Origin of the sequence: Micromonospora sp. WMMD710, assembly GCF_029626045.1 — a bacterium.
GTDB lineage: Bacteria > Actinomycetota > Actinomycetes > Mycobacteriales > Micromonosporaceae > Micromonospora.
Map to the genome: position 1 here is coordinate 4,405,805 of NZ_JARUBD010000001.1, position 18,735 is coordinate 4,424,539.

Annotated in this window: 19 protein-coding genes; 11 read left to right on the plus strand and 8 right to left on the minus strand. The window is 71.7% G+C overall.

The window, feature by feature from the left end; genetic code table 11:
- From O7620_RS20365 to O7620_RS20375, 3 genes are read left to right on the plus strand one after another with little or no spacing between them, the layout of a single operon-like run.
- Positions 1 to 792, plus strand: a complete 792-nt coding sequence (locus O7620_RS20365; protein ID WP_278124453.1) for an enoyl-CoA hydratase-related protein — start codon at positions 1 to 3, stop codon at positions 790 to 792.
- A 58-nt stretch (positions 793 to 850) separates the two neighbouring features.
- A complete protein-coding gene (locus tag O7620_RS20370) occupies positions 851 to 2,149 on the plus strand; it encodes a DUF1800 domain-containing protein (RefSeq protein WP_151489563.1) in 1,299 nt (432 codons plus the stop codon).
- Positions 2,150 to 2,165: 16 nt separating this feature from the next.
- Complete coding sequence (locus O7620_RS20375; protein ID WP_151489564.1) at positions 2,166 to 3,407, plus strand: DUF1501 domain-containing protein; 1,242 nt, start codon at positions 2,166 to 2,168, stop codon at positions 3,405 to 3,407.
- Here O7620_RS20375 and O7620_RS20380 read toward each other — a convergent pair.
- Positions 3,404 to 4,027 carry a hypothetical protein gene (locus tag O7620_RS20380; protein WP_151489565.1) on the minus strand — a complete coding sequence of 208 codons (624 nt, stop codon included), beginning with the start codon at positions 4,025 to 4,027 and terminating at the stop codon, positions 3,404 to 3,406. The genes O7620_RS20375 and O7620_RS20380 overlap by 4 nt on opposite strands.
- Before the next feature lie 25 nt (positions 4,028 to 4,052).
- Positions 4,053 to 4,622, minus strand: coding sequence for a DNA-3-methyladenine glycosylase I (locus tag O7620_RS20385; protein ID WP_151489566.1), 570 nt, complete (start codon positions 4,620 to 4,622; stop codon positions 4,053 to 4,055).
- A gap of 137 nt (positions 4,623 to 4,759) precedes the next feature.
- Between O7620_RS20385 and O7620_RS20390 the strand changes: the two genes are divergently transcribed.
- Positions 4,760 to 5,653 carry a sterol desaturase family protein gene (locus O7620_RS20390; RefSeq protein ID WP_278124456.1) on the plus strand — a complete coding sequence of 298 codons (894 nt, stop codon included), beginning with the start codon at positions 4,760 to 4,762 and terminating at the stop codon, positions 5,651 to 5,653.
- Here O7620_RS20390 and O7620_RS20395 read toward each other — a convergent pair.
- The gene (locus O7620_RS20395) at positions 5,598 to 6,095 is read right to left on the minus strand and encodes an SRPBCC family protein (RefSeq protein ID WP_278124457.1); all 498 of its coding nucleotides are present in this window, start codon (positions 6,093 to 6,095) and stop codon (positions 5,598 to 5,600) included. The genes O7620_RS20390 and O7620_RS20395 overlap by 56 nt on opposite strands.
- Entirely contained in the window at positions 6,092 to 6,760 is a 669-nt protein-coding gene (locus O7620_RS20400) for a DivIVA domain-containing protein (RefSeq protein ID WP_278124458.1), read from the minus strand. The genes O7620_RS20395 and O7620_RS20400 overlap by 4 nt, the downstream gene beginning before the upstream one ends.
- A gap of 153 nt (positions 6,761 to 6,913) precedes the next feature.
- On the opposite strand from O7620_RS20400, the gene folP reads away from it, so the two are divergent.
- Positions 6,914 to 7,783, plus strand: a complete 870-nt coding sequence (folP, locus tag O7620_RS20405; RefSeq protein WP_278124459.1) for a dihydropteroate synthase — start codon at positions 6,914 to 6,916, stop codon at positions 7,781 to 7,783.
- Positions 7,784 to 7,850: 67 nt separating this feature from the next.
- Here the strand turns inward: folP and ndhC are convergent, their stop codons facing one another.
- Entirely contained in the window at positions 7,851 to 8,228 is a 378-nt protein-coding gene (gene ndhC / locus O7620_RS20410) for an NADH-quinone oxidoreductase subunit A (protein ID WP_139587019.1), read from the minus strand.
- 130 nt (positions 8,229 to 8,358) lie between these two features.
- Between ndhC and O7620_RS20415 the strand changes: the two genes are divergently transcribed.
- The 3 genes from O7620_RS20415 to O7620_RS20425 all read left to right on the plus strand — a co-directional run bounded on the left by O7620_RS20415 (position 8,359) and on the right by O7620_RS20425 (position 12,944).
- Complete coding sequence (locus O7620_RS20415; RefSeq protein WP_278124460.1) at positions 8,359 to 9,804, plus strand: hypothetical protein; 1,446 nt, start codon at positions 8,359 to 8,361, stop codon at positions 9,802 to 9,804.
- Positions 9,805 to 10,069: 265 nt separating this feature from the next.
- Positions 10,070 to 11,917: a 2-oxoacid:acceptor oxidoreductase subunit alpha gene (locus O7620_RS20420; RefSeq protein WP_151492587.1), complete on the plus strand. Its 1,848-nt coding sequence runs from the start codon at positions 10,070 to 10,072 to the stop codon at positions 11,915 to 11,917.
- Entirely contained in the window at positions 11,910 to 12,944 is a 1,035-nt protein-coding gene (locus O7620_RS20425) for a 2-oxoacid:ferredoxin oxidoreductase subunit beta (protein WP_151492586.1), read from the plus strand. Before O7620_RS20420 ends, O7620_RS20425 begins: the two co-directional genes overlap by 8 nt.
- Before the next feature lie 67 nt (positions 12,945 to 13,011).
- On the opposite strand, the gene O7620_RS20430 is transcribed toward O7620_RS20425, so the two are convergent.
- A complete protein-coding gene (locus O7620_RS20430; protein ID WP_225854779.1) occupies positions 13,012 to 13,656 on the minus strand; it encodes an NAD(P)H-dependent oxidoreductase in 645 nt (214 codons plus the stop codon).
- 82 nt (positions 13,657 to 13,738) lie between these two features.
- Here O7620_RS20430 and O7620_RS20435 point away from each other — a divergent pair, with 82 nt between their 5' ends.
- Positions 13,739 to 14,224: a MarR family winged helix-turn-helix transcriptional regulator gene (locus O7620_RS20435; RefSeq protein ID WP_192580466.1), complete on the plus strand. Its 486-nt coding sequence runs from the start codon at positions 13,739 to 13,741 to the stop codon at positions 14,222 to 14,224.
- Between the two features lie 22 nt (positions 14,225 to 14,246).
- On the opposite strand, the gene O7620_RS20440 is transcribed toward O7620_RS20435, so the two are convergent.
- Positions 14,247 to 15,260: a potassium channel family protein gene (locus tag O7620_RS20440; protein ID WP_278124462.1), complete on the minus strand. Its 1,014-nt coding sequence runs from the start codon at positions 15,258 to 15,260 to the stop codon at positions 14,247 to 14,249.
- 186 nt (positions 15,261 to 15,446) lie between these two features.
- On the opposite strand from O7620_RS20440, the gene O7620_RS20445 reads away from it, so the two are divergent.
- Both O7620_RS20445 and O7620_RS20450 read left to right on the plus strand, forming a co-directional pair.
- Positions 15,447 to 15,932 (plus strand): helix-turn-helix domain-containing protein, encoded by a 486-nt coding sequence (locus tag O7620_RS20445; RefSeq protein ID WP_278124463.1) that lies wholly within the window; start codon positions 15,447 to 15,449, stop codon positions 15,930 to 15,932.
- Between the two features lie 136 nt (positions 15,933 to 16,068).
- Positions 16,069 to 16,680 carry an ATP-dependent Clp protease proteolytic subunit gene (locus O7620_RS20450; RefSeq protein WP_278124465.1) on the plus strand — a complete coding sequence of 204 codons (612 nt, stop codon included), beginning with the start codon at positions 16,069 to 16,071 and terminating at the stop codon, positions 16,678 to 16,680.
- Positions 16,681 to 16,940: 260 nt separating this feature from the next.
- On the opposite strand, the gene O7620_RS20455 is transcribed toward O7620_RS20450, so the two are convergent.
- Positions 16,941 to 18,578, minus strand: coding sequence for an ABC transporter family substrate-binding protein (locus O7620_RS20455; protein ID WP_278124466.1), 1,638 nt, complete (start codon positions 18,576 to 18,578; stop codon positions 16,941 to 16,943).
- Between the last annotated feature and the right edge of the window lie 157 nt (positions 18,579 to 18,735).

The following is an 18,735-nucleotide window of genomic DNA, read 5'->3' on the forward strand; positions in this document are numbered from 1 at the left end:
GTGACCGAGCCGTTGCTCGTCGACCGGACCGACGCCGTCGTCACCCTCACGCTGAACCGGCCGAACGCGATGAACGCGCTCGACGTGGCGCTGAAGGAGGCGCTGCGGGACGCCCTGGCGGAGCTGGAGACCGACCGGTCCTGCCGGGCGGTCGTCCTCGCCGGCGCGGGCGGGTCGTTCAGCGCCGGTCAGGATCTGCGCGAGCACGTGTCGACGCTGGAGAACAGCTCCGCCGACCCGCTGGGCACCGTGCGGGCGCACTACAACCCGATCGCCGCCCGGCTGGCCAACCTGCCCAAGCCGGTCGTCGCCGCCGTCTGCGGCATGGCCGCCGGAGCGGGCGCCTCCCTGGCGTTCCTCGCCGACATCCGCATCGGCGGTCCGAGCACCAGCTTCCTGATGGCCTTCGCCAAGGTGGGCCTCGCCGCCGACACCGGCGCCTCCTGGACACTGCCCCGGCTCGTCGGCCACGCCAAGGCGGTGGAGCTGCTGATGCTCGCCGAGCCGGTCCGCGCGGAGGAGGCCTGCCGGCTGGGCCTGCTCAACCGGCTGATGGACGACGACGAGAAGGTGCTGCCGGCCGCGCAGGAGCTGGCCGCCCGCCTCGCCGCCGGCCCCACCGTCGCGTACGGGGCGATCAAGCGGCAGCTCTCCATCGCCGATGCCGGCACCCTCGCCGACGCCCTGGCGGCCGAGGCGCAGGCACAGTCGATCTGCGGCGCCACCGATGACCACCGGGCGGCCACCCTCGCCTTCGTCGCCAAGCAGAAACCGGTCTTCGAGGGACACTGAACGCGATTCGCACCTCGGCCTTACCGTCCTCGAACACGCCCCGCCTAGCGTCGGTCCCATGAGCGATCGTGAAGCGGTGGCGCACCTGCTGCGCCGGGCCACCTTCGGGCCGACCGCCGACGAGGTGGACGCGGCCGAGCGGGCCGGGGCGGCGGCGACGCTGGACCGGCTGCTGGCCCCGGGCCGGGCCGATCGGGGTGCGGCCGCCACCCCGCCGCCGGCGCTGCCCGCCGACCCGTACGCCGCGCTGACCAAGGAGTCCACCCGCGAACAGCGGCAGAAGGCCAACGCGGAGCGCCGCAAGCAGCTCCAGCAGGTCACCGAGTGGTGGCTGGACCGGATGGTGGCCGCCGAGGACGGGCTGACCGAGAAGTTGGTCTTCTTCTGGCACGGGCACTGGGCCACCAGCGCCCAGAAGGTCAAGTCGGCACGGGTGATGCAGGGCCAGTTGGAGACGCTGCGCCGGCACGGTCGCGGGCCGTTCGGTCCGCTGGTCGCCGCGATGGTGCGCGACCCGGCCCTGATCATCTGGTTGGACGGGCAGAAGAACACCCGCAAGGCGCCGAACGAGAACCTGGCCCGCGAGCTGATGGAGCTGTTCACGCTCGGCATCGGCGCCTACACCGAGGCCGACGTGAAGGCCGGCGCGCGGGCGTTGACCGGCTGGACGGTGGACCGCGGCACCGGCACCGCCCGTTTCGAGGCACGCCGGCACGACCCCGGGGAGAAGACGATCCTCGGGCACAGCGGCCGGTTCGACGCCGAGGCGTACGCCGGGCTGCTGGCCGCCGAGCCGGCGACCGCGACGTTCGTGGCCGGGCGGCTCTGGTTCCGGTACGCCGGCACCGACGTTCCGGCGCCGGACGGCCTGGCCGGCACGGACACCACCACGACGCTACGGGCGATCTTCTCCGCGCCGGCCTTCGCCCAGACCCGGGGCACCCTGGTCAAGCAGCCGGTCGAGTGGATGGTCGGCGCGCTGCGGCAACTCGGCATCCGCCCCTCCGCCCTCCCCGAGCAGCAGCGCAAGCAACTGCTGGGCGGCCTGAACGCGCTGGACCAGGTGCCGCTGCGCCCACCCAGCGTGGGCGGCTGGCCGGCCGGGGCCGCCTGGCTGACCACCTCGTCGTTGCAGGCCCGGCTCCGGCTGGCCGGGATGCTCGCCGCCGCCACCGCGCCGGCGGTGCTGGCCCGGCTGACCGCGGCGCCCGCCGCCGGCCGGCCGGACGCGCTGGCCCGGCTGCTGGTCGTCGACGGGTGGGGTGCCCGCACCCGGGCCGCGCTCACCCCGCTGGCCGGCGAGCCCCGCAAGCTGCTGGCCGCCGGCCTGATCAGTCCCGAATACACCGTCAGCTGAGCGGAGGAGTCGAGAGATGGACACCCTGACCCGACGGAGGTTCCTGCTCACCAGCGGAGTGGTCGGCGCGGGCGCGCTGGCCGCCGGAGCCGGCGCGTACAGCCTGCGGGACCTGCTGGACACCGCCGGCGACCGAGACCCGCAGTCGCACACCCTGGTGCTGGTCACCCTGTACGGCGGCAACGACGGCCTGAACACCGTCATCCCGTACGGCGACCCGGCCTACCGGGCGGCCCGTCCCGAGCTGGCGTACCCGGACAACGAGGTACGACGGCTGGACGACGACTTCGGGCTCAACCCGGCCCTGGAGGGCCTGCACCAGCGGTGGTCCCAGGGCGGGCTGGCGATCGTGCGCGGCGTCGGCTACCCGAAGCCGGACCGCAGCCACTTCCGGTCGATGGACATCTGGCACACCGCGCAGCCGGACCGGCCGGGCACCACCGGCTGGCTGGGTCGCTGGCTGGACGGGGCGGGCGGCGACCCCCGGCTGGCGGTCTCCTTCGAACCGGCCCTGCCGCCACTCCTGGCCGGGGCGCGAAGCGCGGGCGCCGCGGTGCCGGTGGCCGACCGCAAGGCCGCCAAGGGGCTGTCGGCGGAGACGCTGAAGGCGTTCGAAGCGGCCGAGCCGGGTGAATCCGCCGCGCGGGCCCGGGCCGCCGCCTGCTTCGCCGACCTGCGGTCGGTGGACGACATGATCCGCCAGGTGCGGGACTCCGCCGAGCAGGACACGGCGGACCCGGACGGCGAGCAGGCGCCCGCGACGGCCACCGGCGGGGCGCGGACACCACTGGACGCGCAGCTGGACCTGGTCGCCCAGTGTGTCGAGGCCGGAGTGTCCACCCGGGTCTTCTCGGTGTCGCTGGGCGGCTTCGACACACACGCCGACGAGAAGCAGTTGCAGGCCGTCCTGCTGGGGCAGCTGGACCGGGCGTTGACCGGGTTCGCCGACCGGATGGGTCGCACCGACGCCGGCCGCAAGGTGGTGGTTGCGGTCTACTCCGAGTTCGGCCGACGCGTCCGGGCCAACGCCTCGGACGGCACCGACCACGGCACCGCGTCGGACGTGCTGCTGCTCGGCGCGGGCGTGCACGGCGGCTGGCACGGCGAGGCGCCCAGCCTCACCGACCTCGACGACGGCGACCTGAAATACACCACCGACTTCCGGGACGTCTACGCCACGCTGCTGGAACGGGTGCTGGACACCGACCCGGGCCCGGTGCTCGCCGACTGGCGGGGACGCGTCGACAAGCTGTTCTAGTCGTCCTCTTCCGGGTCCTGGTTGGCCTGCTCGCCCAGCACGAACGCCTGCATGGCCAGCTCGTCGCCGGACGGTGACACGAACGCGGGCAGCTCGCGAGGGCCCAACTCCTGCACGTACGACCAGAACAGGCGCACCGCCTCGGCCGGCGTGCCGGCCTCGATCGGCAGGTCGAGGCTGACCAGCCAGGTGCGCCGCGCCGGGGGCGGGCCGAGCCGGTCGGCCAACGCCCGGAAGGCCGCCGGGTCCAGTGCGGTGACCGGCCCGTCGAGGGTGAGCAGGTCGGCCGGCACCGGCTCGTCGAAGGCCCGCCGGGTGTACGCGACGACGAGCGTCCCCGGCTCGACCGGGGACTGCGGATCGTCCGGGTCCTCGGAGTGCCGCTGGGCCGGCGCCGTGACCCGGCCGAGCGCCACCAGCCTGGTCGGCGCGTCGGCGAGCACCGCCACCCGGTCACCCGACGTCGGCCGGCCGACGTCGGTCAGCCCGGTCAACTCCAGCGTGTCGTGGTGCACGAGCCGCTCGGCCTCGTACCGCTCGGCGGGCAACAGCACCGCCCAGGTGCCCGCTCCGTCGGCGTTGCCGGCCGGGCCGGCCCGGTACGCGGTCTCGGTCGTCATGCCTGCCATCCCATCATGTCGGCGGTCAGAGGGTGACGTGACAGCCGACGATGTGATCGTCGACCATCCCGGTGGCCTGCATGAGCGCGTACGCGGTGGTGGGACCGACGAACCGGAAGCCCCGTTTCTTGAGGGCCTTGGCCATCGCCGTCGACTCCGGGGTGATCGGGGCCAGCTCGGCGAACGAGGCGGGGCGGGCCGGCCGCTGCTCCGGCGCGAAGGACCAGAGCAGCGTGGACAGGCCCTCGGGCAGCTCCAGTGCCGCGCGGGCGTTGGCGATCGCCGCCTCGATCTTGGCCCGGTTGCGGACGATGCCGGCGTCGGCGAGCAGGCGGGTCACGTCGGTGTCGTCGTATCCGGCGACGGTCGGGATGTGGAACTCGTCGAAGGCCAGCCGGAACGCCGGGCGCTTACGCAGGATGGTCAGCCAGGACAGGCCGGACTGGAACGCCTCCAGGGTCATCCGCTCGTAGAGCGCGTCGTCGCCACGCAGCGGCCGCCCCCACTCGGTGTCGTGGTAGACGGCGTAGTCCGGGGTGCTCGCCCCCCAGGCGCAGCGGGCCAGCCCGTCGGCGCCGATCACCAGGTCAGTCACCTCGCACACGCTAGGCCATCGCACCGACAGCCCATTGCCACCGGCCGTCCGGCTGCCTATGGTGCTTGTTACCGACCGGTAGGTCAGGGTCACCCACCGGTGTCCCCCGGCCGGCGACGGCCACTGGAGGTGGCGCGATGAAGGAATTCCCGAACGTCATCGCCTGGTCGATCCCGGCCTTCCTGCTGCTCATCGTGCTGGAGCGGGTCTCCTACCTGCTGCACCGCGACGACGACGAGGTCGGCTACGGCGGCGCGGACACCGCGACCAGCCTGGCGATGGGACTGGGCAGCGTCTTCACCGATCTGCTCTGGAAGGTGCCGATCGCCGCCGCGTACGCGCTGCTCTACGCGCTCACTCCGCTGCGGGTGGCCGAGTTCTGGTGGACCTGGCCGCTGATCCTGCTGGCGCAGGACTTCTTCTACTACTGGTCGCACCGGGGCCACCACGTGATCCGGATCCTCTGGGCCTCGCACGTGGTGCACCACTCGTCGCAGCGGTTCAACCTCTCCACCGCGCTGCGCCAGCCGTGGACCGGCCTGACCAGCTGGATCTTCTACATCCCGTTGATCCTCGTCGGCGTACACCCGGCGGTGGTGGCTTTCTGCGGGTCGGTCAACCTGCTCTACCAGTTCTGGATCCACACCGAACGCATCGACCGGATGCCCCGCTGGTACGAGGCGGTGTTCAACACCCCGTCGCACCACCGGGTGCACCACGCCTCCCAGGGCGGCTACCTGGACCGCAACTTCGGCGGCATCCTGATCGTCTGGGACCGGCTCTTCGGCTCGTTCGCGCCGGAGCGGGAACGCTGCGTGTACGGCCTGACCACGAACGTGGGCAGCTACAACCCGGTGCGGGTGGCCTTCCACGAGTACGCGTCGATCGCCCGGGACCTGCGGTCCGCGGTGAGCTGGCGGCACCGCGCCGGGCACCTGTTCCGGGCGCCGGGCTGGCAGCCGGCACCGGGCGTGGTCAGGGCAACCGGCCCTGCTCGACCAGACGGGCGAACCTCTTCAGCGCCTGGGTGAGGCTGACCTTGGACCCGGGCCACAGCACCGGCCACGCCAACCGGCCGGCCCGACCGCCGGGCAGGTGGAACCACTCGTGCCAGACCACCTGCGTGCGGTTACGGTCCAGTTGGGTGCAGCGCAGCACACCCGGCCCGCGCAGCAGTTGACCGCAGTGCACCACACCGATCTCGTACGGCTCGTCGACCCGGACCACGCGCATCTCGTCGCGCAGCACCGCCGGGCCGAGCGACGTCACGGCCTCGATCCGGCTGCCCTCCCGCCCGTCGCCCTCGACGACCCGTACCCGGGTGAAGGGGATCCAGTCGGACTGCCGCTCCCAGGCGAGCAGCGCCGCGAAGACCCGCTCGGCCGGGGCGTCGACGATCACGGTGGCGGTCACCTCGCCGGCACCGGGTTGGGCCGCCTCGCGGAGATCGTCGGTGCCCTCCGGGCCGGTCACGCCGACTCCGACCGGACAACCGCCCCGTTCCTGCTGGTGTCGTCGTCGGCCGGGGCCACGCCGTCGGCGTCCGCCGCCGAGGAGGTGGCGTCGGCCGGGCCGGTCACGCCGGACGAACCCGGCGGCGCCGACACGGGCTCGGCGTCGTTGACCGGTGCCACGCCGTCGGCGTCCGCCGGCGACGAGGTGGCGTCGGGCTGCTCGACAGCGCCGGCCGAGCCGACCGCCGCCGCGCCGTCGGCCCGTGGCGCGTCCGTCGCCACGCCGGTCGGCTGCTCGGCCACGTCGGTCGACCGCTCGGCGGCGCTGGCCGACTGCTCGCGGGCCTGGCGCAGCGCGTCCGCGTCGGCGGTACGGCCCGCACGCAACGCGATGACCTCCGCCTCCAGCACCCCGATCAGCTCCGACTTGTAGCCGATGTCGTACGCCGCACGACGCATCGCCTGGTCGACCTGGGCCATCCGGTACCCGCGCAACCCGGTGTCGAAACGGACCGCGCCCACATCGGATTCGCGCAGCGGCCGGGTGCCCGGCAACGGCACGGCCTGCGAATCGGGCTCGACCGGCACCAGGCCGGGATCACGGCCGCTGACCAGCACCGTCACGCCGAACACCACCGCCGCGACGGTCAACGCCACGACCAGGAGGAGCAGAAGCTGACCCATGTACTGATCGTGGCACGGCGGCCGGCCGGTAGCGAGCCCACCACCCCGATCACGAGTCGTGGTCGACGGCGCGCTGCGCTGCGGTCGACCGACCGGCTAGCGTCGGGACCGGCCGACGCGGGCGGCGACGGTGCGGACTCTCAGGAGGCGGGCATGGCCGGGGCGCTGCGGCTGGGTGGGCGGACGTTCGCCCCGGACGAGCTGGTGGTGATGGCGATCGTCAACCGCACACCGGACTCGTTCTTCGACCGGGGTGCCACCTTCGCCGCCGACAGCGCGCTGCGCGCGGTCGAGCGGGCGGTGGACGAGGGCGCGGCGATCATCGACATCGGCGGGGTGAAGGCCGGCCCGGGCGCCGACGTGGACGTCGCGGAGGAGATCCGGCGCACGGTGGACACCATCGCCGCCGTCCGGGCCGCGTTCCCGGAGGTGGTGATCTCGATCGACACCTGGCGCGCCGAGGTGGCGACGGAGGCCGTAGCCGCCGGCGCGGACCTGCTCAACGACACCTGGTCGGGCGCCGACCCGGCGCTGGCTCGGGTGGCCGCGCAGACCGGCGCGGGCCTGGTCTGCTCGCACGCCGGCGGGCTGGTCCCGCGGACCCGCCCGCACCGGGCCGCGTTCGACGACGTGGTGGCCGACGTGGTCGCGACGGTGACCGGGCTCGCCGAGGGCGCGGTGGCGGCGGGGGTACGCCCCGACGGCATCCTCATCGACCCGGCGCACGACTTCGGCAAGAACACCCGGCACTCGCTGGAGATCACCCGTCGGCTGGACGAGCTGACCGGGACCGGCTGGCCGGTGCTGGTGGCGCTCTCCAACAAGGACTTCATCGGCGAGACGCTCGACCTGCCGGTGACCGAACGGTTGGAGGGGACGCTCGCCGCCACGGCGGTCTCCGCCTGGCTGGGAGCCCGGGTGTTCCGCGCCCACCAGGTCGGGCCCACCCGGCGGGTGCTGGACATGGTCGCCTCGATCCGCGGCGACCGCCCACCCGCGGCGACCCGGCGGGGTCTCGCCTGACCGGTCGTCGGCGTGACCGACCGCGAACGGCCGGACGGTCCGGCACGATCGCCGGAGGGCGCGGCGGTCAGGTCCAGCGCAGGATGTTCCTACGCCAGGCGTAGAGGATGCCGAGCGCGAGCACCGCCACGAACACCGCCATCTCCACCACCGTGACCAGGCCGAAGCCCGGGCGGTCGAAGACCACCGCCCACGGAAAGAGGAACACCGCCTCGACCGCGAACAGCACGTACAGATAGGCGTAGACGTAGTAGCGGATCTGCATCTGCGCCCAGTCCGCGCCGACGGGATCGAGCCCGCACTCGTAGCTGGTCCGCTTGCCGGGCGGGTCGGCCGGACGCGCGGGACGTAACACCCGGTTGGCCGAGAACGCCACAACAAAGAACAGGACGCTGGCGAGCAGCAGGAGCCCGAGCGTCGCGTACGAGCCCAGGTAACCGGTCACGTCCGGGAGCCTACCGCCCGCCCGGAGCGACCGTCCCAAACACGTTACGTATTTGTTTCCGGATGGGACTAGTGCACCGGGGCAACTGTTACCGAACATTGGACTCCCACCCATGTCATCCGGAGGACAGATGGCCCGCGTGAAGGTTTCGCCCGATCGCCGGGCTGCGGGGCGACGTCCCACGCCCCTGCTGGCGACCTCGCTGGCGCTCGGCCTGCTGGCCGCGCTCGCCGTGGCACCGGCATGGGCCAGCGCGGCGGTCCCGCACGCGTACCCGGCTGCGGTGGCGACCGACCCGGTGAGCGAACCCGAGACGGATCCGGATCCCGAGACCACACCCGCCGAGGAGCCCACCCCGACCGAGGAGCCGGGCGACGGCACCCCGCCGACCGAGCCGGCCCCGGAGACCACCGCGCCACCGCCGGAGACGACGCCGGCGGCACCGCCGACGACCCCGGACGTACCCCCGGCGCCGACGACCAACGCCCCCGCGCCGGGCGGCACGAACGGCCCGCCCACCCCCTGGCCCCCGGTGCCACCGGTACCCCCGGTCCATCCACCGGCACTGGGTGCGCCGGTGCCGCCGCCGAGCCCGCTCGGCGTGCAGGTCACCACCGAGGACGTCACCCTCGGCGGTGCGTACTGGAACGCGGCCAGCACGGCCGCCGCGTTGCGCGTCACGGTGGCCAACACCGGCACCACCGCGCAGCGGGTGCGGCTCTCCTACACCCTGCCCGCCGGCCTCACCGACACCGGGACGAAGGGATGCACCGCCGTCGGTGGCGGCACCTACCGGTGCGGGGCCTGGATGGCCGAGGCGGGCGCGCGGTTCAGCAGCGTGGTCCAGTTGCAGGTGACCGGCGACGCGTGGAAGCAGATGCCGCTCAGCGGCTCCGTCCAGGTCGCCGCGGACGCGCCGGGGATGACCGGCGAGGCGGTCGACAACCAGGGGTTCGCGGTGCTCTTCCCGCCCGGCCCGCCGGTGCCCGGGATCTCGCTCGCCGCCGACGAGGTGACCTTCGACATCAGTGGCGCGGCCAGCACCCTCGGGGTCCGGCTGGGCAACACCGGCACGGTGGACGCCGCCGGCGGGATCGAGGTGGTCCTGCCGCCCGGGGTGAGCGTGCCGACCCCACCGGCCGGCTGCGTGGCGGTCGACCCGACGCGGGTGCGGTGTGACGCCGGCACGGTGCCGGCGGGCGAGACCGCGGAACTGCGACTGCCGGTGGAGGCCACCCCGCAGGCCCAGCGCGAAGCGCCGCTGTCCGGCGCGGTCATCGGCAGACTCGACCCGCGCAGCGGGCCGACGCGGCAGGTGCAGATGAGCTTCCGGATCACCGCAGCGGCCGCACTGGCCACGCCGGTGTCGCCGCCCGCACCGACCGGCTCGCAGGGCGTACTCGCCGCCGGGTCCGCGACCGACGACGGCGGGATGTCCTCGGTGCAGCGCACCGCGATCATCCTGATCGCGGTCTCCGCGCTGCTGGTGGTGCTGGCCCTCACGCTCGCCACCACCTCGCTGCGGCGCCGGCTCAGCGACCCGGCGCCCGAGCCGAGCACCGCGCCCACCGACTGACGGGCGTCGACCGGCGCGCGACATCCAGGTGATCTGGATTACGGCGTGCCGGGCGAAACACCGCAATACTTCCCAACTACCTTCCGATTGCGGTCCCAGACGGCGGACCTCCGGGGAGGGTCGGGGGTCTGTTCGACGTAGGCTCTCAGGTGAGGAACGACAGCGGCCGGACCAGCCTGGGGCGGTGCGGTGCGAGGTTGCGTCAAGGAGGTCCCGTGGCCGGGCAGAGCGAGGTCACCATCATGTCGCGAACGAAGGTGGCACAGTGACCAAGCAGATCCGTCAACTCGACCGGGTGGTCATCCGGTTCGCCGGTGACTCCGGTGACGGCATGCAGCTGACCGGCGACCGGTTCACCTCGGAGACGGCGCAGCTCGGCAACGACATCTCCACGCTGCCCAACTTCCCCGCCGAGATCCGGGCCCCCGCCGGCACCCTGCCCGGCGTGTCGAGCTTCCAGGTGCACTTCGCCGACTACGACATCCTCACCCCGGGCGACGCGCCCAACGTGCTGGTGGCGATGAACCCGGCGGCCCTCAAGGCCAACCTGGCCGACCTGCCGCGCGGCGCGGACATCATCGTCAACACCGACGAGTTCACCAAGCGCAACCTGGCCAAGGTCGGCTACCAGAGCAGCCCGCTCGACGACGACACGTTGGCCGGCTACGTCGTACACCCGGTGGCGCTGACGTCGATGACGGTCGGCGCGCTCGCCGCCCACGAGGTGTCCAAGAAGGACGCCGAGCGGTCGAAGAACATGTTCGCCCTCGGCCTGCTCTCCTGGATGTACTCCCGGCCGTACGAGTCGACGCTGCGCTTCCTGGAGCGCAAGTTCGCGGCCCGTCCGGAGCTGGTCGCGGCGAACGTGGCCGCGTTCACGGCCGGCTGGAACTTCGGCGAGACCACCGAGGACTTCGCGGTCCGCTACGAGGTCAAGCCGGCGAAGATGCAGCCGGGCACCTACCGCAACATCACCGGCAACGCGGCGCTCTCGCTGGGCCTGGTCGCCGCCGGGGTCCGCTCCGGGCTGCCGGTCTTCCTGGGCGCGTACCCGATCACGCCGGCGTCGGACATCCTGCACGAGTTGAGCAAGCACAAGCGTTTCGGTGTGCTCACCATGCAGGCCGAGGACGAGATCGCGGCCGTCGGCGCGGCGCTGGGCGCGTCGTACGGCGGGTCGCTGGGTGTGACCACCACCAGCGGCCCGGGTGTGGCGCTCAAGAGCGAGACGATCTCCCTGGCGGTGGCCCTGGAGCTGCCGCTGGTGATCGTGGACGTGCAGCGCGCCGGCCCGTCGACCGGCATGCCGACCAAGACCGAGCAGGCCGACCTCAACATGGCGCTCTACGGCCGGCACGGCGAGGCGCCGGTCGCGGTGATCGCGCCCCGGTCACCGTCGGACTGCTTCTTCGCCGCGCTGGAGGCGGCCCGGATCGCGCTGACCTACCGCACGCCGGTGATCCTGCTGTCCGACAACTACGTCGCCAACGGCTCCGAGCCGTGGCTGCTGCCCGACGTGGAGTCGCTGCCGGACCTGCGGGTCGAGTTCGCCACCGAGCCCAACGGCGACGACGGCACCACCTTCCTGCCGTACCTGCGCGACCCGGAGACCCTGGCCCGCCCGTGGGCGATCCCCGGCACGGCGGGGCTGGAGCACCGCATCGGCGGTCTGGAGAAGGCCGACAAGACCGGTGACATCTCCTACGACCCGGCCAACCACGACTTCATGGTGCGCACCCGGGCCGCCCGCATCGAGACGATCCGAGTGCCGGACATCGAGGTGGAGGACCCGGACGGCGACGCCCGGGTGCTGGTCCTCGGTTGGGGCTCGACGTACGGGCCGATCGGCGCGGCGTGCCGCGGTGTGCGCCAGCGCGGCCTGTCCATCGCTCAGGCGCACCTGCGGCACCTGGCGCCGATGCCGGCCAACCTCGGTGAGGTGCTGCGCTCCTACGACAAGGTGGTCATCCCGGAGATGAACCTGGGCCAGCTCGCCCACGTCATCCGGGCCCGCTACCTGGTCGACGCGATCAGCTACAACCAGGTCCGCGGCCTGCCGTTCACGGCCGCCGAGCTGGAGACGACGCTGGAAGAGGTCCTGAAGAATGTCTGAGCCCGTCGCTCTCAAGCTCACCGCCAAGGACTTCAAGTCCGACCAGGAGGTGCGCTGGTGCCCCGGCTGCGGTGACTACGCGATCCTGGCGGCGATCCAGCAGTTCATGCCGGAGTTGAACATCCCCCGGGAACGGACCGTCTTCGTCTCCGGGATCGGCTGCTCGTCGCGCTTCCCGTACTACATGAACACGTACGGCATGCACTCGATCCACGGGCGCGCCCCGGCGATCGCGACGGGCCTGTCGGTGTCCCGGCCGGACCTGTCGGTCTGGGTGGTCACCGGCGACGGTGACGCCCTCTCCATCGGCGGCAACCACCTGATCCACGCGTTGCGGCGCAACGTCAACCTCAAGATCCTGCTGTTCAACAACCGGATCTACGGCCTGACCAAGGGTCAGTACTCGCCCACCTCCGAGGTCGGCAAGGTCACCAAGTCGACCCCGGCCGGCTCGGCGGACGCTCCGTTCAACCCGCTCTCGCTCGCCCTCGGCGCCGAGGCGAGCTTCGTCGGCCGGACCATCGACTCCGACCGCAAGCACCTGCAGTCGGTGCTGCGCGCCGCCGCCCAACACGAGGGCTCGGCGTTCGTGGAGATCTACCAGAACTGCAACATCTTCAACGACGGGGCGTTCGAGCAGCTCAAGGACCCGTCCACCCGGGACGACTACCTGATCCGCCTGGAGCACGGCCAGCCGATCACCTTCGGGGCGGACGGGCGGTTCTGCGTGGTGCACCCGCCCGGCGGCTTCGGCCTGGAGGTCCGGGAGACCAGCACGGTCCGGCCGGAGGAGATCGTCGTGCACGACGCGACGGTGGCCGACCCCGCGTACGCGTTCGCGCTGTCCCGGCTGCCCGGCCTGGACCTGCGCAACACCCCGATCGGGGTGTTCCGCTCGGTGGACCGGCCGTCGTACGACAGCGTGGTGCAGAGCCAGCTCGCCGCCGCGAAGGCGACGGTCACCGAGACCCCGGAGCAGCAGCTCGCCGGCCTGCTGGGCAGCGGCGACACCTGGACGATCATCTGATCCGTACGCACTGACGAGAGCGGCCGTCCCCGGACACGGGGACGGCCGCTCTCGTCGTACCGGCTGTTCAGCGCTGGGCGGAGGCCGGCGTCCAGAGGTTGTCGATCTCCTTCTCGGCCGCCGCGAGGCTCGCCTCGTGCAGCGGGATCAGCTCGGCCATCGCCGGCACCGAGGGTGCCAGGGTCAGCTCGGCGCTGATGAAGCGCGGCTGCATGCCGGTCATCGACAGGCCGTGCGGCAGCCACGGCTCGGCGTGGTCCCAGCCGTAGCGCGGGGTGCCCTCGCCGTAGCCGCCACCCCGGGTGGCCAGTACGACGAACTCGCGGCCGCCGAGCAGGCCCTCCTGCGTCGTCGGGTCGTACGCCAGCCCGGGGACGATCAGGTGGTCGACCCAGGACTTGACGCTGCTGGGCGCGCCGAAGTTGTAGAGCGGCAGCCCGAGCAGCACCACGTCGGCCTGCTTCACCTCGTCGACCAGACGCTCGCTGAGCTCCCAGGACTCGCGCTGCGCCGGCGTGTGCTGGTCCGGGGGTGTCATCCGGGCCAGTCCGCCGTCCGCGTCCAGGTGCGGCAGCGGTTCGGCACCCAGGTCACGGTAGGTGACCGTGCCGTCCGGGTGGGCCGCACGCCAGGTGGCGACGGCGCGGGCGGTGAGCCGCCGGCTGACCGACCAGTCGCCGCGGATGCTCGAGTCGATATGCAGCAAGTTCACTATTCCTCCTCCAGGAATCGTCTGTGAAGCACCAACTATTTATAGCAGGCAGATGTTCCGTGGGCTCGGTAGACTGGGTCACATGTCCGCCCCGCCCCTGGAGCCCTCGGAGCACCGCTCCGGGGCACTGCTGGACCACCTGGCCCGGCGGATGCGACTACGGGCGGAGTCGGTACTGGCGCCGCTGGGCCTGCGACCTCGACACCTGGTCGCGCTCACGGTGCTGCGCGCCGGCGGTGGCACCAGCCAGCAGGCGCTCGCCACCACCCTGGAAATGGACAGCACCAACATCGTCGGGCTGCTCAACGACCTGGAAGCGAAGCAGCTGATCGAGCGCCGCCGGTCGCCGCAGGACCGCCGACGGCACGTCGTCGAACTCACCGACGATGGGGCGAAAAGCCTCAAAGAGGCCGAATGTGCCCTCGCGAGCGCCGAGGACGAGGTGCTGGGGGCGTTGGGGCCAGCCGAGCGGGAGACGCTCTACGAGCTGCTCCGGCGGGCCGCCACCACGCAGGTCACCTGCACCGAGACGATCTGCGGCACGGACACCGACATCGACGCCTGCTGACGCCGCCGCGTCCGGCGTGACCTCAGGCGGTCGCGGTGGACTGCGGGCGGTCGTCGCGTACGTGCACCAGCATGTCGCCGGTCTCGATCACCGCACCCGCCCGGTCGGCCAGGGTGACCACCTTGCCCCGACGCACCAGGGCGATCACCAGCGAGTCCAGTTCGCGCGGCGAGCGACCCACCTCGTCCCGCTCCGCCGAGCGCATCGCCAACGCCATCCCCTGCCCGGGGGTCAGCAGGTCCTCCACCACGTCGATGAGCGGCGGCGCCGACGTCGACAGGCCGAGCAGTCGACCGGCGGTGGCCGAGGAGACGATCACGTGGTGCGCGCCGCTCTGCTTGAGCAGCGGAGCGTTCTCCGCCTCCCGGGCCGCCGCGATGATCCTGACCTGCCCGGCCGTGAGCTGCCGGACGGTCAGCGCCACCAGCACCGAGGCATCGTCACTGTCGGTCGCGATGATCACTGCCTTCGCGTTCTTGACATGCGCCTCGTTCAACACCGACGACCGGGTCGCCGAACCCTCGATCGCCACCAGCCCGGCGGAGGTGGCCTGCCGCAGGGCGGCGGCGCTGCGCTCGACCACCACGATGCGGGAGCGGCCCAGACCGTTCTCCATCAGCGCGGAGACCGCGCTGCGACCCTTGGTGCCGTAGCCACAGATGATGACGTGGTCCTTCACGGTTCTCCTCCACCGCGACAGGCGACGGCCGGTCCGGTACTGCTCGGTCAGAACTTCCAGAGTGGTGCCGACCAGGATGATCAGGAAGAGCACCCGGGCCGGGGTGACGAAGAGGACGTTGACCATCCGGGCCGACTGGGAGGCCGGCGTGATGTCGCCGTAACCGGTCGTGGAGAGCGACACGACCGCGTAGTAGAAGCAGTCGAGCAGGGTCAGGCCGTCCTCGTTGACGTCGCGGTAGCCGTCCCGGCCCAGATAGACCGCGGCGACCACGGCGAACACCAGGCCCAGGGCGGCGGCCAGCCGCAGGCTCAGCGCGCTGAGCGGGCCACGGCGCTGCGCGGGAAAGTGGATCACCGTCGAACCTGCCCCGCCACCGTCGCCTGCACGCCCACAACATAGCGGGTACGCCGTGCACCGCACGCCGGGGTTGCGCACAGGACAACGATCGGCCAGCTTCGGGCGGCGGTACGGGTCGGCCAGGGTGCCGATGAAAGGGCATGATGGGGGTGTCCGCCAGACGACCGCGAGAGTGAGGCCCGCATGTCGTTGCTGCGACGAGTGATCGGCGGAGTGTTGCGTCGGCTGCGCCAGAGCCAGGGCCGCACGCTGCGTGAGGTGGCCTCGGCCGCCGGCGTCTCGGTCCCCTACCTCTCCGAGGTGGAGCGGGGGCGCAAGGAAGCCTCCTCGGAGGTGCTCGCGGCGATCTGCCGCGCCCTCGGCATCCGCCTCTCCGATCTCCTCGAAGAGGCCCGCGACGACCTGCGCCGGGTCGAGCCCCGCATCCCGAGCGCGCCACGGGCCGCGCTGACCCGCCTCGAACGGGTGGAGGTGGCCCGCCGCGTCGCCGGTCAGCACACCCTGCGCACGGGCCGACCGATCCTGGACCGAGGGCCGGGGGCTGCCGGGCCGACCCTGCGCGTCGGCGCGACGGCCTCCGCTGGCGGCTCGCGCCGCGGTCCGCGTACCGCCGCCCTGCTGGGCTGCGTGCGGTCCCGGGCGGGCGCGCGGCGGTTGACCGCCGCGTAGGCCGCGCCGGTTCTGCCGTCGGCGAATCTGCCGGCGGCAGATTCGCTGAGCCGGCGACGGCCGTCGCACGCACGCTGGAGGGGCCGGTCCACCGGGCGGTCCCGCCGCCCGCCGGCACGGCGGAAGGCGACGACACATGGTCGGGTACGGCATACGGATGGTGGACGGCGCGCAGCCGACCTTCGGTGACCAGGTGTTCGAGCGGCTGTTGCGGGAGCGGATCGTCTTCCTCGGCACGGAGGTGACCGAGGAGTCGGCCAACCAGATCTGCGCGCAGATCCTGCTGCTCGCCGCCGAGGACGCCGAACGGGACATCTACCTCTACATCAACTCGCCGGGCGGGTCGGTGAGCGCCGGGATGGCCGTCTACGACACGATGCGCTACGTCCGCAACGACGTGGCCACGCTGGCGCTCGGATTCGCCGGCTCGATGGGGCAGTTCCTGCTCTGCGCGGGCGCGGCCGGTAAGCGGTACGCACTGCCGCACTCGCGGATCATGATGCACCAGCCGTCCGGCGGGATGGGCGGCACCGCCTCGGACATCACCATCCAGGCCGAGAACATGCTGCATGTGAAGCGGACCATGCAGGAGCTGATCGCCCAGCACAGTGGACGGACACTGGACGAGATCCAGCGCGACTGGGACCGGGACCGCTGGTTCACCGCCGAGCAGGCCCGGGAGTACGGCCTCATCGACCAGGTGCTCACCCGGGCCGAACAGCTACCCGGGGGTCCGGTTAGCTACTGAGAAAGTCTTCCAGGATCTCGGTGAACCACGCCGGCTGCTCCTCGGCCAGGTAATGGCCGCAATCGTGAACCGGTCACCCTGAAGCGCAGCCGCCGACCCGACGGTCCCGGATGGCTGCCACATCCCTGGCGGTGCTGAGCCGCGCCGGCTTCCCGAGCGAAGACCTGGCAACCGTCGCCGCAGCCGCCGCCCGCGTCCCCGGCAGGCACGGACACGTGGTTGAGTCCGTGCCCGCCGAGGCCACTGGTCAAGGCCAGCTGCTAGCCCTGCCAGCCGACCGTTTCCGGCAGCGGAGTGCCGAAGATGGTCGCGCCGATGTTGGCGAGACCCTTGGGTAGCGCGTAGATCGAGGGGCCGCTGTAGAGCGGGATGAAGCCGTACTGCGCGAGGCCCTCCCGCTCCAGCTCGTTGGCCTTCGCGATCTGCTCGTCGGGGTTGGCGATCTCGGCGGCAGCTTTGATCTTTTGGTCCAGCTCAGGGGTGCCGGTGCCGGTGATGTTCTCGTTGCTCGTGCTGCCGTAGAAGCCGTCGAGGTAGCGCGCGCCGAACGGGTCGAGGGACCGGTTGCCGGCCTGGAACAGATCGAACTTACGGCCGCTGATGGTCGAGTCGAAGTCGTTGTCCGAGGTCACCTTGATGGTGAGTTTGATTCCGATCGGCTTCAACTGCGCGGCGAGCGCGTTCGCGGTCGCCTTGCCGAGCGCGTCGTCGCCAGTGAGGGTGTACCCCAGCTCCAGCTTCTTGCCGTCCTTCTCCCTGATGCCGTCACTGCCGATCTTCCACCCGGCGGCGTCGAGGTCGCTCTTGGCCGCGTCGGGAGCGTACTTGATGATCTCCGAGACGTTGTCGTGGTAGCCCTTCTGGAAGGAGTAGAAGATCGCCGACCCGGGCAGAGGTTCGCTGTAGTCCAGTCCCTGCAGATTGATCTGGGCGATCTGCGGGCGATCGATGCTCTGCAGAATGGCCTTACGGACGGCGATGTCCGTGAGGAGCGGTGACTTCGCGTTCAGGAAGAGGAAGTACTCGAACGGGCTTCCGCCGCGACGGATCTCGGTGCCGTTCACGCCGGATACCTGCTTGAGCCTCTCGGCGGTGCTGGCCGAGGCGTAGTCGAGCTCACCGTTGCGGAACGCGTTGATGGCGGCCTGGGTGTCGAGGCCGACCAGGACCCGCTTGTCGAGCTTGCCCCGCTTGCCCCACCACTTCGGATTCCGCTCGAAGGTGGTGTCACCGGTGCTGGCGTTGTACTTCGTCACGACGTACGGCCCGGCACCCCACTGCGGCTGGACCTGCTTGAGGTACGCGGTGTTGAAGGTTTTCGCATCAACGGCCGCCTTGGGGTGCAGCAGGGTGGTGAAGAGTGCCGACCACCAGGCGTTCACACCGGTGAACTCGATGACCGCCTGCTTGTCGTTCGCGCCGGCGTGTACGGCGGCGATCCGCGAGTAGGGAATCGTGTCGCTGGCGTAGAAGTCCTTGTTCGAGCCGTTGCTGGCTTTCCAGGTCGCCTCGACGGACCGGAAGTCGATCGGCGTGCCGTCGTTGAAGGTCGCCTTCGGGTTTATCGTGATCGTGACCCGCTGGTTGCCACCGACGACCTCGGTCTTCACATCGGTGAAGTAGTCGGGGTTGTACTGCACCTCACCGGTCGGTGAGTAGGTGATCGCGTCAGCGTTGTACCAGAACCACAACCTGGCCGCGGTCAGGTTCGCGTCGGCGTGAAAGAAATTGCCCTGCTCGATGACCGAGCCGGGTATGCGAAGTGTGCCGCCGTCTTTGATCTTCTCGTAAGGCTGGGGGTTGTAGTCCAGGTTGGCTGGCGCCGCGTTGGGCGTCGGCCGGGTGGACCCGTTGGAGGTGGACCCTGCGGCGCAGCCCGCCAGGCCAACGGTGAGCACGGCGGCGAACGCAATCGTTCGCGCGCCCGCTCTGGCTCCGAATCGGGGCGGTCGTTCCAGCTTCGTACGCATGACGTGCCTTTCTGGGGAATCGACGCCGGACGGCGTCCAATTGAGGTATGTGGATTAGGTGGCGGTTGTCGCCGGCGCAGTCCCC

What these genes read in the sequence shown, in the direction of transcription:
- O7620_RS20445 (WP_278124463.1), top strand. Translation starts at nt 15,447, where the DNA reads ATGTCGTTGCTGCGACGAGTGATCGGCGGAGTGTTGCGTCGGCTGCGC.
- O7620_RS20400 (WP_278124458.1), bottom strand. Translation starts at nt 6,760, where the DNA reads ATGGGTCAGCTTCTGCTCCTCCTGGTCGTGGCGTTGACCGTCGCGGCG.
- O7620_RS20415 (WP_278124460.1), top strand. Translation starts at nt 8,359, where the DNA reads ATGGCCCGCGTGAAGGTTTCGCCCGATCGCCGGGCTGCGGGGCGACGT.
- O7620_RS20450 (WP_278124465.1), top strand. Translation starts at nt 16,069, where the DNA reads ATGGTCGGGTACGGCATACGGATGGTGGACGGCGCGCAGCCGACCTTC.
- O7620_RS20390 (WP_278124456.1), top strand. Translation starts at nt 4,760, where the DNA reads ATGAAGGAATTCCCGAACGTCATCGCCTGGTCGATCCCGGCCTTCCTG.
- O7620_RS20380 (WP_151489565.1), bottom strand. Translation starts at nt 4,027, where the DNA reads ATGACGACCGAGACCGCGTACCGGGCCGGCCCGGCCGGCAACGCCGAC.
- O7620_RS20375 (WP_151489564.1), top strand. Translation starts at nt 2,166, where the DNA reads ATGGACACCCTGACCCGACGGAGGTTCCTGCTCACCAGCGGAGTGGTC.
- folP (WP_278124459.1), top strand. Translation starts at nt 6,914, where the DNA reads ATGGCCGGGGCGCTGCGGCTGGGTGGGCGGACGTTCGCCCCGGACGAG.
- O7620_RS20370 (WP_151489563.1), top strand. Translation starts at nt 851, where the DNA reads ATGAGCGATCGTGAAGCGGTGGCGCACCTGCTGCGCCGGGCCACCTTC.
- O7620_RS20435 (WP_192580466.1), top strand. Translation starts at nt 13,739, where the DNA reads ATGTCCGCCCCGCCCCTGGAGCCCTCGGAGCACCGCTCCGGGGCACTG.
- O7620_RS20425 (WP_151492586.1), top strand. Translation starts at nt 11,910, where the DNA reads ATGTCTGAGCCCGTCGCTCTCAAGCTCACCGCCAAGGACTTCAAGTCC.